The 13050-nt window shown below is 45.9% G+C and carries 13 protein-coding genes and 1 riboswitch; of the genes, 7 read left to right on the top strand and 6 right to left on the bottom strand.

All coding sequences use genetic code 11. From position 1 onward, the window contains the following. Positions 1 to 31: 31 nt before the first annotated feature. The 4 genes from Pmgp_RS01740 to Pmgp_RS01725 all read left to right on the top strand — a co-directional run bounded on the left by Pmgp_RS01740 (position 32) and on the right by Pmgp_RS01725 (position 2682). Positions 32 to 778: an SIR2 family NAD-dependent protein deacylase gene (locus Pmgp_RS01740; RefSeq protein ID WP_134212289.1), complete on the top strand. Its 747-nt coding sequence runs from the start codon at positions 32 to 34 to the stop codon at positions 776 to 778. A gap of 134 nt (positions 779 to 912) precedes the next feature. After that, the gene (locus Pmgp_RS01735; protein ID WP_192902728.1) at positions 913 to 1581 is read left to right on the top strand and encodes a rhomboid family intramembrane serine protease; all 669 of its coding nucleotides are present in this window, start codon (positions 913 to 915) and stop codon (positions 1579 to 1581) included. Between the two features lie 66 nt (positions 1582 to 1647). Further along, positions 1648 to 1815: a hypothetical protein gene (locus tag Pmgp_RS19590; protein ID WP_192902727.1), complete on the top strand. Its 168-nt coding sequence runs from the start codon at positions 1648 to 1650 to the stop codon at positions 1813 to 1815. Positions 1816 to 1923: 108 nt separating this feature from the next. After that, positions 1924 to 2682, top strand: coding sequence for a hypothetical protein (locus tag Pmgp_RS01725; RefSeq protein ID WP_134212237.1), 759 nt, complete (start codon positions 1924 to 1926; stop codon positions 2680 to 2682). Between the two features lie 209 nt (positions 2683 to 2891). Here Pmgp_RS01725 and Pmgp_RS01720 read toward each other — a convergent pair whose 3' ends face one another. Then, positions 2892 to 3224 (bottom strand): helix-turn-helix domain-containing protein, encoded by a 333-nt coding sequence (locus Pmgp_RS01720; RefSeq protein WP_134212236.1) that lies wholly within the window; start codon positions 3222 to 3224, stop codon positions 2892 to 2894. Positions 3225 to 3381: 157 nt separating this feature from the next. Beyond that, a riboswitch (cyclic di-GMP riboswitch) is annotated at positions 3382 to 3470 on the top strand. Positions 3471 to 3539: 69 nt separating this feature from the next. Between Pmgp_RS01720 and Pmgp_RS01715 the strand changes: the two genes are divergently transcribed. The 3 genes from Pmgp_RS01715 to Pmgp_RS01705 are packed head-to-tail and all read left to right on the top strand — an operon-like array spanning position 3540 to position 5348. Next, positions 3540 to 4151, top strand: coding sequence for an HD-GYP domain-containing protein (locus Pmgp_RS01715; protein WP_192902726.1), 612 nt, complete (start codon positions 3540 to 3542; stop codon positions 4149 to 4151). Then, positions 4129 to 4485 (top strand): hypothetical protein, encoded by a 357-nt coding sequence (locus Pmgp_RS01710; protein ID WP_243119682.1) that lies wholly within the window; start codon positions 4129 to 4131, stop codon positions 4483 to 4485. Before Pmgp_RS01715 ends, Pmgp_RS01710 begins: the two co-directional genes overlap by 23 nt. Beyond that, a complete protein-coding gene (locus tag Pmgp_RS01705) occupies positions 4485 to 5348 on the top strand; it encodes a CBS domain-containing protein (RefSeq protein WP_134212233.1) in 864 nt (287 codons plus the stop codon). Before Pmgp_RS01710 ends, Pmgp_RS01705 begins: the two co-directional genes overlap by 1 nt. A 260-nt stretch (positions 5349 to 5608) precedes the next feature. On the opposite strand, the gene Pmgp_RS01700 is transcribed toward Pmgp_RS01705, so the two are convergent. The 5 genes from Pmgp_RS01700 to Pmgp_RS01680 all read right to left on the bottom strand — a co-directional run bounded on the left by Pmgp_RS01700 (position 5609) and on the right by Pmgp_RS01680 (position 12960). Beyond that, a complete protein-coding gene (locus tag Pmgp_RS01700) occupies positions 5609 to 6340 on the bottom strand; it encodes a M48 family metallopeptidase (RefSeq protein WP_134212232.1) in 732 nt (243 codons plus the stop codon). A 4-nt stretch (positions 6341 to 6344) separates the two neighbouring features. Next, positions 6345 to 9449, bottom strand: coding sequence for a type I restriction endonuclease subunit R (locus Pmgp_RS01695; protein WP_134212231.1), 3105 nt, complete (start codon positions 9447 to 9449; stop codon positions 6345 to 6347). Further along, positions 9449 to 10687, bottom strand: a complete 1239-nt coding sequence (locus tag Pmgp_RS01690) for a restriction endonuclease subunit S (protein ID WP_134212230.1) — start codon at positions 10685 to 10687, stop codon at positions 9449 to 9451. Before Pmgp_RS01690 ends, Pmgp_RS01695 begins: the two co-directional genes overlap by 1 nt. Positions 10688 to 10771: 84 nt before the next feature. After that, complete coding sequence (locus Pmgp_RS01685; protein WP_243119681.1) at positions 10772 to 12358, bottom strand: type I restriction-modification system subunit M; 1587 nt, start codon at positions 12356 to 12358, stop codon at positions 10772 to 10774. Next, complete coding sequence (locus Pmgp_RS01680; protein ID WP_134212229.1) at positions 12355 to 12960, bottom strand: restriction endonuclease subunit S domain-containing protein; 606 nt, start codon at positions 12958 to 12960, stop codon at positions 12355 to 12357. The genes Pmgp_RS01685 and Pmgp_RS01680 overlap by 4 nt, the downstream gene beginning before the upstream one ends. Positions 12961 to 13050 lie beyond the last annotated feature (90 nt).

Below are 13050 nucleotides of genomic sequence, written 5' to 3'. Positions count from 1 at the left end.
CGGAATTATAAAGTGGAAACAGGGTGAAAAAATGAACTATGATCAAAAGATTCAATTATTGGCCGGACTTATAGAAAAATCGACTTATACACTGGCCCTTACCGGCGCCGGTATCAGCACCGAAAGCGGCATCCCGGATTTTCGCAGTCCGGGCACCGGCCTGTGGACTAAATTCGACCCGGTCAAAGTCGCCACTGTATCGGCCTTAAGGCGGGACCCGGCCACTTTCTATGCAATAAACCTGGACCGCTGGACACGCTATGCGGGCGCCCAACCCAACGCCGCCCACCATGCTCTGGCCAGGCTGGAGCGGGAACGGCTGCTTACCGGGGTGATCACGCAGAACATCGACGGCCTGCACCTTAAGGCAGGCTCAAAAACGGTCTGGGAAGTCCACGGCCACCTGCGGACATGCCATTGTATGGATTGTGAGAAGAGTTATCCCCTGGATGTCCTGGTCAACCAGTTTAACTCGGGGATTAACCCGCCCCGCTGTCAAAAATGCCAGGGTGTGCTGCGCCTGGATGTTGTGCTTTTTGAGGACCCGCTGGGAGAGGACTTTTACTGGGCCTCCCGGGCTGTAAGATTATGCCAGCTTCTTATTGTGGTCGGGAGCAGCCTTCAGGTATACCCGGTCGCGGGGCTGGCGGAAGAGGCCCTGCAGGTGGCTATCATCAACAAAGAGCCTACGCCCTTTGATTATCTGGCTAAAGTGGTCATCAACGAAAAAGCCGGACAGGTCCTGACGGATGTGCTTGCCGCTTTAGACCTGCAGTAAAATTGGCAGTATTGCCCTTCTTTAATGATCTTGGCGCCGGGGGAAACTAAAAAAAGTTTTCCTGGGCTGCGGGAGGAACTAAAGGGCAAAGGAGAGTATAATGATACTGAATTTGTCAGGTGGAGGAACAAGCCGTGATACCTTTAAAAGATAACATCCCTTCCAGTACTTTCCCAATTGTCAATGTGCTGCTGATTATTACCAACCTGGTTGTATTCGGCTATCAGCTGTCTATGGGCAGGCATGTGGACCAGTTTATCTATACCCACGCGGTAATCCCGGCCCAGATTGTGACTGTGGGCCTCAACGCAGACCAGTTGGCGCGGCTGACGGCCACCATGTTTTTTCACGGGGGTTGGCTGCATGTATTAAGCAACATGCTTTACCTCTGGATCTTCGGTGATAATGTTGAAGACCGTATGGGCCATTTCAAATACCTTGTTTTTTACCTTCTGACAGGTTATTTGGCCACGATTGCACACATCCTGTCCTCTCCGGCGTCCAAAACACCTTTAATCGGCGCCAGCGGCGCCATCGCCGGGGTTTTGGGGGCATACCTGATTCTTTTCCCCCGGGCCAGGGTGCTGACACTGGTATTTCTTTTCATATTTATCCCGATCGTGCCTATCCCTGCCGTGGTATTTCTGGGTATCTGGTTTTTCCTGCAGATCCTCAGCGGCACCGCCAGCCTTTCCGCCCAGGCAGCGCAAGGTGTCGCCTACTGGGCTCACATAGGCGGCTTTGTAGCCGGAGCGCTGCTGGTAAAATTTTTTGCCACCAGAAAACAGACTGTCAGATATTAACATTAAGAAATAGAGGATAACGGGCGCCTTTGTCGAATTCATATGAAAATGGGCAGAGGTGATATTATGATTAGATTCATGTGCGATTGCGGCAATGAAGACCCCGTGGGGTTCGACGTTTATGTTTCTCAAAGCGACCTCTGCGACGTGCTTACCGTTGTCTGCAAGCAATGCGGCGATGTCAGGGAGGAATTTGTGGCCTGCAGCCGGGACTCGATTTTTTTGCTCAAATAATCACTCGAAAGCCCGCCTGCGTGGCGGGTTTTAACATCCCGGGTTGACAATTAAAATACCGCCGGAATATTATGTATAAATTTAGTGCACGGGGGTATCAGCTTTGGGATGATTTTATTTGTGCACGGCATGGGCCACAGCGATGACCGTAATTACTGGCAGGCATGGTCAGAGCCGCTGCGGCAGGCGCTGGCCGGGCAAGGCATTGAGTTGAATGAGGATCAGTTCGCAGGAGTTTATTATTACGACCTGGTTCCGGGCCCCAGGGAGGAAGCGCTCAGGGATAAAACAATCCAGCTGAAAATCGATTCCCTGAGGGAAACGGCGGCAAAAGAAACCAGCCTGCAACGTTTTTCTTTTGCAAAAGGTATTGAAACGGCAAAAAAATTTGCAAATATTGTGGTTGACAGTTTTGGCGATATTTTTACCTATCTTTGCCTGGACCAAACCCACTGGGCGGTAAATAACCGCCTTTATGAATCGATCGACGCCTGTGTCCCGCCGGTAGTGCTGGTAGGCTACAGCCTGGGCGCCATAGTTTCATATTGTGCCCTCAAGCAAAATGAAACTGCCGCTAAAAAGGTCTCGCATCTGATTATGGTGGGCAGCCCGCTGTACTGGTTCAAACAAGGTGTACTGGACAGGGTTGACCTGGACACCAGGCCGGCCGTGGGACGTATGACCAATGTCGCGGGCGTTCTGGACATTGCCCTGCCGCAAATGGTTCCCAAAATACAAAAAGAGCTGGATGAACATATTGAGTTTACCATCAACCCCTTTGACCCTGTTAAAGGCCACAAGGAATACTTTTATAAGGACGAAGCACTGACAGTCATCGCCGGGGCAATAAAAAAAGGGTGGGTTTAACTTATAAGTTATTGGCCATTGGCTGTTTTTTACAGATTAAATTTTACTTATTTTTTCCAGTAAATAATAAAAATATTCCTATCTTATTAACTGCTGAGGAAGGGTTATACCACTCGTATCCAATATTAACACTCCCAAGCCTTATTATTCCGTTGTTCATCTGCTCAAAGTAAAAAAACAAAGTTGTACAATAACCTGTTTAAATTAAGTTATTTCAATAACAGCCTCAAATATGATTCCATTACTTCCTTTAAAAAAATAACATGTTCAACTTCTTTGAACTGAACAAGCAAGTCGTGTAGTCCATTCAGTGCCTCATCGAATTTATCTTGAGGCTTTCGCAGGAGTAAATCCGGTGAAATTTCCAATATATCTGCAATTTTCCCCAGAGTTAAAAGCGATGGATTCCTCTGTCCTCTTTCAAGGTAACCTAAATAAGCGCCGGTGATACCTAAACCACGGGACATTTTGCCCAGGGTTAGGTCCTTTTTTTTGCGATATTGGCGAATATTTCTCCCGCATATTCTTAATAATTCAGACATTTAATTTTACAATCCCCTTGTTGAAATATCTGATTTTAAAAAATGCCCTTATGGTACAAATACTATACCAATAAATTGTTTTTATGTAATACAATTGATATTGCAAAAAGATAGTTGTATAATTGTTGAAGAATGTATATATAAGTAGATTTACTGTTTCTATAAAGGGTAAACCACCTCGAAAGAGTGGGACACAAAGCCGTGAATCTAAAGCAGATCGGCTGCTATGATTGTCAGGTTGCGGAAAGAAATGGTATATTTTTTATTTGCCCTTTTTCGAAACAAAAAACACAACATAAGGAAAGGGGCATGGAATTGTTGCTTGAAGAATTAAGTGTTTTAGTTAAGAATATTGCCGATTACAGTTATGAGATTTATCAACATTCGCTTAACGTTGCGATAATTGCTGCCAGCTTTGCGTACTACTTGAACTTGCCGGAGGAAGAGATATTTCTATTTTTAATTAAAAACGCTGGATTACTTCACGATATAGGAAAGACCAAAATCGATATCAAGATACTGAATAAATCAGAAAAATTAATTGAGGAAGAATGGAAAATCGTAAAGAAACATCCGGTACTAGGTGTCGAGATCCTTACACCTTATCCCTGGGCTCGATCTTTTCTTTCTCTGATAAATTACCATCATGAAAGATGGGACGGTAATGGATACTATGGAGTCCCAGGAAATAAAATACCACTTGGCGCAAAATTACTTGCTTTAGCGGACGCCTATGAAGCCATGAGTTCGGATAGGCCCTATCAGGAAAGCAAGAACTTGGAACAGAGTTTGAAAGAGTTAGAAAGTTGCAGTGGCTCTCAGTTCGAACCCTTTTTAGTGGGAAAGTTTATTCAGTTGTCAGATAAAATAATTAACCAACTGGGCAAGGATGGTGTTTTTAAAATTGGAGTCCACCAGTTTAAATGAAACTGAAAGAAGGGCACACATTTCCATAAGGCTTTCTGAGTTTGAAATACCACCTATCCAGGATGTGCTGCTTATTGGCAGGAGAGCTCCAATAGGCCCCGAAGCCATACAACGTATGATAGACGTATTAAGTCCCGAACAATATGAAATTTTCAAAGTGGAAGAGGGATCTTTTGAAGCTGTGGTCTTTCGCAAGTCTTTGTCAAAAATGCTTACCCGGGAAAAGCTGCTAAGTATTATTTTGGAGGAAGGGTGTAAGGTCGCTTCTGAGACGTCGGTTCTGAAGGCTCGGATAAACATAGTTTTAGCTATTAACATTGAGGTTGAACTCTAATGCTTAAGGTTTGCGATGTTATATCATCACCTGTGATTTCGGTAAATATTCTGGATAGTGTGGGAAAAGCCGCCTTTTTAATGGAAAAACACGGTATAGGTGGACTTCCTGTCCTGGATAACGAAAAACTTTGTGGAATTATTACGTCCAGGGATGTGCGTCGAACGCATCCCAATCGCATTGTTGCGGATGCTATGTCCAAAGATGTAATTTATGTCTCCAAAGATGTTTTTTTGTGTGATGCAATAGAGATTATAGAAGATAAAAAAATTGAAAGGCTGCCGGTTTTAGAAAACTCCCGGCTGGTTGGAATTATTACAAAAACTGATATTCTTGTAGAAATGGGCAGACATACAGACCCGTTGACCAATCTTAAGACAGGACCATATATAAGAGCGTTAGCCGAAAATATCCTTAAACAAGGAAAAGAACTAACAGTCGTCTTTTTTGATTTAAACGACTTTGGCTTGATTAACAAGACCTATGGCCATGTGCATGGAGACCGCTGCCTCAAAATAATTAGTCGGATTTTGAACAAAAATACACTGAACAGCCTATATTTTCCGGGGCGCTATGCCGGAGATGAGTTTATTGTTGTTACAACCGAAAAAAAAGAAACTGCCGGAGCATGGGCAGCTAAAGTAGTAGAAGAGATGGCTAATGCGACAAAAGAGGAGGGCGTTCCTATAACTGTGGCCGCCGGCATAGCAGGTGGACAGAGAAATGGAGTACGCAAGGAATCCCATTTTTCTGCCACTGTCGATGACTTAATTAATATGGCCAGTCTAGCCTCTGCTTTTTCTAAAAAGAACGGCCAGTCGGTTGCTTTTTGGGTATCATCCTCTAAAATGACCAGTTTATGAGACAAGTGACGGGGGTGAGACAGGATTAAACAGGGGGTAGTGTCGATGGCATGTAAATGCTAAGACTGCCATTAGGTAAGAAGAGGCTATACCAGGCGTTCGTGAGAGCAGGGAATTCTCAGTTAGATATTGCCGGTGGGAGATACCCATCATTTATAGCCATGCTCTCAAAGTAGGTTTTAATCTCAAGACTAATTGCATAAAAAGTGTTCTCGCGTTATCTAACCCGAAACAACAGCCGCCCGCTTGTTTATCTCTGATCAGTACCCCAGCCCTTTTACTATCTCGTGATCAAGAATTCTTTTACGCTCTTGCCAATCCGGCATATGCACGGTCAGAAATTCATAAAAATCTTTATTATGTTTGGGATAGAGAAAGTGTGTCAGCTCGTGTAAAACAACATAATCAATACAGGGCGGCGGAGCTTTGTACAAATAGTAATTCAGATTGATCTTGCCGTGCTTCCTGGAGCAGCTGCCCCAGAGAGTTTTCATCTTTCTAACCTGAAGAGCCGGTCTGTCAATGTCATGTTTGGCGATAACCGGATAAAACTTATCTATGACCACTAAAAAATATGACCTGCTCTGTTTTTGCCACCAGCGCTCAAATTGTTTTATTAAAGCTTGTTTATCCCCGGCAGCTGGGGATTGTATGTAAACACAGCCTTCCTTTTGTTCTATTTTGTATGTTTTCGCTTTATTGACGATGATCCTGATTTGCCTGCCCAAAACACGGGTGGATGCCCCGTTTTGTATTCTTGCTTCAGATTCAATAGCCCATGTGTCTTTGAAGTAATTTAAGGACTTTTCAATCCACTTGGTTTTACTTTTAAGAAAATCACTGATGCATGTGTCCGGTACGCCAAGTGGCGCGGACAGTTTTACGATACCGTTGGGAAACACCTTGAGCCGGATTTTTTTTACACTTTTACGCTCAATAATCACTTCAATATCGCTCAGTGGCCTTGTCAGGCAAAGTTTTTTTATATTCATATTTTTAATACCTGCTCAATGCTGTTTTCATTAGTCCTTCCAGCATAAGGTCAATTTTTTCAACAGGAAGTTTCAGCTCATGTTCTTCAGTAAAATCCCAGATAAGATCGTCGAGCGCTTGCTCCATATCTTTATGGACCGCAACATTAAACCGCCAATCCACCTTGGCCCGGTTGGCTATAGCAGTTTTAACCCCGCTAGCCAATTGCCCCATGGCTTCATCCATTTCCGGCGAGATATGATTTGTCGCCCCGGCAATGATATTGCGAATTGAACCGTAAAAAGCTTTCGCATCACTGTCATTGTCTATGCAGGCGGGGTAATGGTGGCCGGTATAACCCCTTTTAAAGTCATCCGCCATTTTCTCCATTTTATTAAGATAGGAGTCATCATTCCTTGACGCCTTGTATTCAGCAAGGGTTTCTTTAACCTGCTCGGAAAACTTTTTGTACAGTAAAGGGTCATCATAACGGCAGGTTTCCAACTCTCCAATCATACGGGTGCGAATAGCATCGCCTTTGGCCGCTTTGCTGTCCAGCCTGGCAAGCTGCTCTTTCATCCCTTCGGTGTCGTGGATTGAAACAGGTTCAACAATAATCTGGCTTGGTTCGGAAAGCACAAAGTTATTCAGCAGGCTTCTTACGCTGTCTTCATATTTGCTAAAATCAGTTTTTTCATTGTAACGGAGCATAACCGCCCCGCGAAGTTTTTGAAAATGAAGCAAGTCTTCCTTATATCTTTGGACCTGGTCATAGCCGACGGCATGATACAAGGCATAGCTTCCCATCGCCAAATCCAGCAAACGGGAAAATATTGACAGCTTTTCATAGAACATTTTTCTTAAATTATGCTCTTCTAAGACGCTCTGCCAGCCTTCGGAACTGTTTTGATCAAAATCAGTTCCCTCAAAGATTGTCCATAATTCCTTATGCGCCTTTGCCAACTTGAGCTTTTGGTCACCGGCGCCAAGAATGGCGTCTTCTATGTCAGCCCGATCATATCCGTTCATGCCGGATTTCACATCTGAATACATATCCATGGCGGTATTAAGCTTATTGAAAATACCCCAGTAATCCACAATAAGTCCAAAGTCTTTGCCGGGATATACGCGGTTGACACGGGCTATTGCCTGCAGCAGCGAATGTTCCTTCATAGGTTTATCCACGTACAGCACGGCGGCGACCGGCGCGTCAAAGCCGGTTAGAAGCTTATCTTTCACGATAAGCATATCCACATCTTCGCCGCTGATGAAGCTGTTTTTGGCCCAGTCCTCGTATTCCTCATAGTTATTGCCAAAAAGAGGCTCCACCTCTTCTTTAAAAAAGGACCTGATTTTCTCCTTATTTTCGCTGGTAAGCTCATCATCTTCTTTAACGCTTTCCGGTGATATCACTACCGCTGTTTTTATTCCACCAAGCTTCCTTATTGATTTGTGCAGGTCAATCGCAGCCGGACGGGATGAGGCCGCGGCCATGGCCTTAAACCCTTTTGGCCTGGCATAACTCATGAAGTGTTCATGAATATCAAAAGCCACCATGTCTATACGCTGGCGGGTCTGGGCCAGGGGCAGAAACCGGCTCCATTTGCGCTTCATGTCTTCTTGCTGCTCCTGATTAAGCGGCGCGATAATATATTTAAGATAATCGTCAATCTTCTCGCCGGCCACATCCTGTGGAATGATCCTGCCCTCATAGACCAGGGGAACAATGACACCGTCTTCGACAGCCCTGTCAATAGGGTAACTGTCAATGAGCGGCCCAAACCGCGCGTATGTGTTGAACTTGTCTTTTTTTAGCAGGGGTGTGCCGGTAAATCCTATCTTTATCGCGTTCGGCAGCACATCAACCATGAAGTTGTGAAGCTGGCCGTAGTGGGTGCGGTGACTCTCGTCCACCAACAGGAAAATATTGGTGTCTTTGATTTGAATCCTGCTTTTGGCCGCCTTATCAAATTTATGAATAAGGGTGGTAATGACGGTTTCGCCTTTGTCATTCAACAGGCTGATCAAGCCTTTGCCTGTTTTGGCCCGGGCCGGGCTGAGCTGTGTTTTGGAGAAATTGTCTCTTAGCTGTTTATCCAGATTGATCCGGTCGTTGACAAGCACAAAACGAGGGTTTTTAATGTCCGGGTCAGCAATAATTCTTTTAACCAGCATGACCATGGTAAGGGATTTACCGCTGCCCTGCGTATGCCAGATCACACCGTTTTTCGTATTCCTGTCATCTGTGCCTTTTATGCGTTTCATCGCTGTTTGAATGCCGAAATACTGCTGGTACCGGGCAATTTTCTTTATATTGTTGTCATACAGGATAAAATAACGAATTATTTCCAATAACCTCTCTTTTGAGAGCAAGGAAACTATAGCCCTGTCCTGCTCAATTACTTGCCCGTCCGGACTGACTTTATTGCATTTTTCCTGCTGCCAGATGTAGTCTTTTTCCCGCCATACACTGAAGTACTCGGGAAGCGTGCCGCAGGTGCCGTATTTAACAGAGTTGGGGTTTATGGCCATGACAACCTGGGCAAATTTGAACAGGTGGGGGATAAATTCGGGTTGCCAGTTGCGCACAATTTGGGCAACACCTTTTTTCACATCAACGCCGGATTTTTTACACTCGATCACCACCAGGGGAATGCCGTTGACGAGCAGCACGATATCCGGGCGGGCATACTTGCCGTTCGACCGTTCCACTGAGAATTCGTCCGTTACCTGCCAGATATTGTTTTCCGGCTGCTCCCAGTCGATAAACTTCAAGTCGAAAGACTGGCGGCCGCCGTCGAACAGCTCCTCCTCGTAGCTGTTGCCGGAGAGGAGCATATCATAGATGGTTTTGCTTGCCGGCATCAAGCCGGAAATAAGCGGCGCGTCAATATCGTTAATCGCCTTGCCGATAGACCGTCCGGAGAAAGGCGTCCGCTTACCCCTGTATACGAAAGACTGGCGTTGCATAAACTCACGTAAAACCTCGGGGAACAGCACGTTGGAAAGCCGCCCGCGCAAGATCTCCGCCTGCGAACGGGGTATGTATTGATAGCCTAGTTTCTCCAATACTTTTATCGCCCGGTCCTGGCTTTCCGGGCGCTCGTCGAAAATGGTATGGTAGGGCATCAAGACACCTCCTGTGCATTTACTCTCACAATACCTGTCAGCAGCAACTGCATCAGGGCTTTTTTCTGCTTTTTGAGCTCTTCAAGTTGCTTTTCATGCAGGTCAATTTCACGGTCGGCGGTGGATAGGATTTCGGCGATGGCGGTTTGTTCGGGGAGGGGAGGGAGGTTAATTATCAAGTTGAGTAGTGTTGACAAATCTACACCTTTGACTGTTGAACCATTTCCTAACCTTTCTAAATAGTTGCCAAGTTCAATAAAGCAATAAAATATAAACTCAGTAGATACTGATGTGCTATTAAGGATAATGCCTTTCATATCCTGATTGATTGCCATATCAACCATGTTAATGAAGCCCCGTCCCAACCCCATTCTGGTTGATACTATAAGATTCCCTTTTGGTATGATTTTTGAGGCACTTTGCCTGATCGCATCTAAGCTTATATGTTCAATAGAGTCGTATTTTTGCTTTGCCCCATCTAAGTCTTTAACTGTAACCCATGGAATGTTCCCTTTATAATAACCTTTAACATTTCTTGCCGGAGTTCCTCCGCCCAAAACATTTTTACAAATATCCCCCAGTCGTATATCTTGCCATCCTTCCGTAAAGCCGGGAAGGCGTTTTTTGCCTGTGAGCAGGTTTTGCATCAGCCATTTTTTCTGCTGCTTTTTCTCGGAGATAAGCCGTTCTTCCAATTCGATGGCCCTGTTCCAGGTTGAGAGAACCTTAACTATTTTTTGTTGTTCTATAATTGAAGGAACACGAACTTTTTGTCTTAACCAATCTCGCGTTTTAAAACGTAATTTTTCAATATGGACACCATCGCTGGCAATATAAAAAAATCTTCTCATAAAAGGCAATTGCACATAATAATCAAAAAATGACGGCAATACCCTGTTGTTGCAGTTCATTACATCATATTCGTTGGATACGGTCGCCCCTTCATGCTTCTTGGAGACGACAGCACACGCTCCGTGAACTATCTGTCTTTTTGAAATAATAAAATCTCCTTCACGTATTTCAAACTGACTTTTAACGAGGATTCTTTCACCGGCCAGTTTACCCCGGCTTTCAATTCCTCCAAAATTTCGTTTAATTGTAATGAGGTCATATTCCTGGTCATCCGTTAAATCAACCGGCCTCTCCACAACCTCCAGCAATTGGCTTAACCTGTATTCCTCCCAGTCTTCCGGAAAAGAATAGTCATTATAGTCATAACTCAACTTGGCAACGCTCATAGCTCCCACCTGTTCAATGTCTCATAGTGCATTAAATGTAAGCCCGGTCATTTTCGTGACGTCACGAAAAATGATAGATATTGCTCACAGTCCCAACTCCTTCAGATATACGGCCATTTGGGCCTCGACTTCGGCAAGTTCCTTCTGGATGTTGGCGATATTGGTTTTAACCTCTTCAATATCCACCAGCGCTTCTTCTTCAAAGGTATCAACATAACGGGGGATATTCAGGTTGTATTGGTTGGCCTTGATTTCGTCGACGCCGGCCACGTGGGCGAATTTTTTGATATCCGCCCGGTTTTTGTAGGCGTTGACAATATCCTCGATATGTTTTGTTTCGAGCTTGTTCTGGTTCTTGTCCTTTTTATAGCGGAGCCTGCCGTTTTCGTCCCTGCCGGAGGCGTCGATAAAAAGGACGTCGTCACGGTTGCGGTTCTTTTTGAAAACCAGGATGCAGGCCGGAATACCGGTGCCGTAAAACAGGTTGGCGGGCAGGCCGATCACCGCGTCCAGCAGGTTTTTCTCGATTACGGCCTGTCTGATCCTGCTTTCCGACGCGCCCCTGAACAAAACGCCGTGGGGAGCGACGGCGGCAATCCTGCCGCCGCTCTTGAGGCTGGCGATCATGTGCAGCAAAAACGCCCAGTCGCCCTTGCTGGCAGGGGGCACACCCCAGTCAAAGCGGTGGTGCCTGTCAAGCGACGCTTCCATCTTGAATTCTTTGCCTTTGCCGGTCACCTCGCCGCCGGTGTTAAAACCCGCGGCCCATTTATCCTGCGAAAAAGGCATGTTGGCAACGATGACGTCAAACTGCATGAGATTGCCGTCCGGGTCCAGGTGCAGGGGGTTGGCCAGGGTATCGCCCCATTCGATCCTGGCGTCCATGATCTGATGGAGAAACATGTTCATTTTGGCCATTGACCAGGAGGAGCCGTTCATTTCCTGGCCGTACAGGGCAAGTTTTTTTATCTCGTTGTTTTCCTTGGCCTGGGCGGTTTTCCCGGTTTTTATGAGCAGGGAGCCGGAGCCGCAGGTGGGGTCGTACATGGTGTCGCTTATTTTCGGGTCGACAATGCGGGCCATCAGTTCCGACACTTCGGAGGGCGTAAAGAAGGAACCGGCTTTTTTGCCGGCCTGGCTGGCAAACTCACCGATCATATATTCGTACGCTTCGCCTATGGTGTCCGCGGCCACCTTGCCTTCCTCGGGCTTGATGGAAGAAGGGCTCAGGTCAAGGGACTCGAAATCTTCCAGCAACTCCCGCAGGCGGGTGTTTCTTTGCTTTTGATTGCCCAGCATGGCTTCACTGTTAAAGTCAATGTTCCTGAATATCCCCGTGAACAGGGAAGGATTGTCGTCTTCTATGCCGCGCAAAGCCGTGTTGACAAGCTCTCCCAGGTTGTCGCCGTATCTTTTGTCATAAAGCCAGTTGAAGCTGTGTTCTTCCTTGATGACAAAGGGGAGCCTGCTTATCGCTCTTTCCAGACGTACCGGATTATCGTACTTTTTTCTGAGTTCTTCGACGTTTTCCAGATAGGTGTCGCTTAGATATTTAACGAAAAGCATGGGCAGGATGTAATCTTTATAGTTGGCCGCGTCGATAGCCCCTCTGAAAGTGTTCGCGCCTCTCCAAAGCGCGGCCTCAATGTCTTTTCTGGTAGTCGCCATCATCTTTCACCCTCCCCGGCGCCTGCCGTGACGTTTTTTATTGCTGCCGCCATAAGCCTTTGATCTTCTGTCATCAGATCGCTCAACAGCCGTTTCCTTTGCTTGTGCAGCAGCCACATCCGGCCAAGCGCCAGCTGTTTTGCGTATTCTACGGCGGGTATGTCCAACGCCGCCAACGACTGTACGGAGATAGACTTGACAGTTGCGACCGCACCGACAATATTGTTGTTCAGCCGGGCAATGCCCTGGTTTTCCAGCAGGCAGGCTATATAAGCCGGGAAATGTTCTTTGAACACGCGAATAACAATAAGGTTGTTTGAGAAGGTTGTATTCGGCGCGTCTTCACTCACCAGCGTCGCTGCGTCCGGATTCAGCCGTTTAAGTATAATGTCGTTTTTCCGGATAAAATAGCACTCGCTAACAGGAGTTTGCCGTTTTATTTCCGAAGGGCTGTTTATATCGTTGTAAATTCCCAAATGGTTTGGCTGAATAAAATTATATGTTATAAAACTTGTCTTGTACACAAGTCCGTGTTGCCTGGTATCGGGCAGCCCATTAAATATAGCGGCGATTTTTCCAAGCTTCACATTTCTTAACACCTTCATTTCTTCACTCCCTTCCGACCGGTTTCCGGGAGAACAACTATACAAAGGTTGTCTGAGGTCAACATTCAACAAAAGCCTTACCACATACCG

It is taken from the genome of Pelotomaculum propionicicum (assembly GCF_004369225.1).
Lineage (GTDB): Bacteria > Bacillota > Desulfotomaculia > Desulfotomaculales > Pelotomaculaceae > Pelotomaculum_B > Pelotomaculum_B propionicicum.
This window is presented reverse-complemented; position numbering and strand designations above follow the sequence as displayed.

Coding starts and splice junctions, on each gene's coding strand:
- Pmgp_RS01740 (WP_134212289.1), top strand. CDS start 32: ATGAACTATGATCAAAAGATTCAATTATTGGCCGGACTTATAGAAAAA.
- Pmgp_RS19590 (WP_192902727.1), top strand. CDS start 1,648: ATGATTAGATTCATGTGCGATTGCGGCAATGAAGACCCCGTGGGGTTC.
- Pmgp_RS01725 (WP_134212237.1), top strand. CDS start 1,924: ATGATTTTATTTGTGCACGGCATGGGCCACAGCGATGACCGTAATTAC.
- Pmgp_RS01720 (WP_134212236.1), bottom strand. CDS start 3,224: ATGTCTGAATTATTAAGAATATGCGGGAGAAATATTCGCCAATATCGC.
- Pmgp_RS01705 (WP_134212233.1), top strand. CDS start 4,485: ATGCTTAAGGTTTGCGATGTTATATCATCACCTGTGATTTCGGTAAAT.
- Pmgp_RS01700 (WP_134212232.1), bottom strand. CDS start 6,340: ATGAATATAAAAAAACTTTGCCTGACAAGGCCACTGAGCGATATTGAA.
- Pmgp_RS01695 (WP_134212231.1), bottom strand. CDS start 9,449: ATGCCCTACCATACCATTTTCGACGAGCGCCCGGAAAGCCAGGACCGG.
- Pmgp_RS01690 (WP_134212230.1), bottom strand. CDS start 10,687: ATGAGCGTTGCCAAGTTGAGTTATGACTATAATGACTATTCTTTTCCG.
- Pmgp_RS01685 (WP_243119681.1), bottom strand. CDS start 12,358: ATGATGGCGACTACCAGAAAAGACATTGAGGCCGCGCTTTGGAGAGGC.
- Pmgp_RS01680 (WP_134212229.1), bottom strand. CDS start 12,960: ATGAAGGTGTTAAGAAATGTGAAGCTTGGAAAAATCGCCGCTATATTT.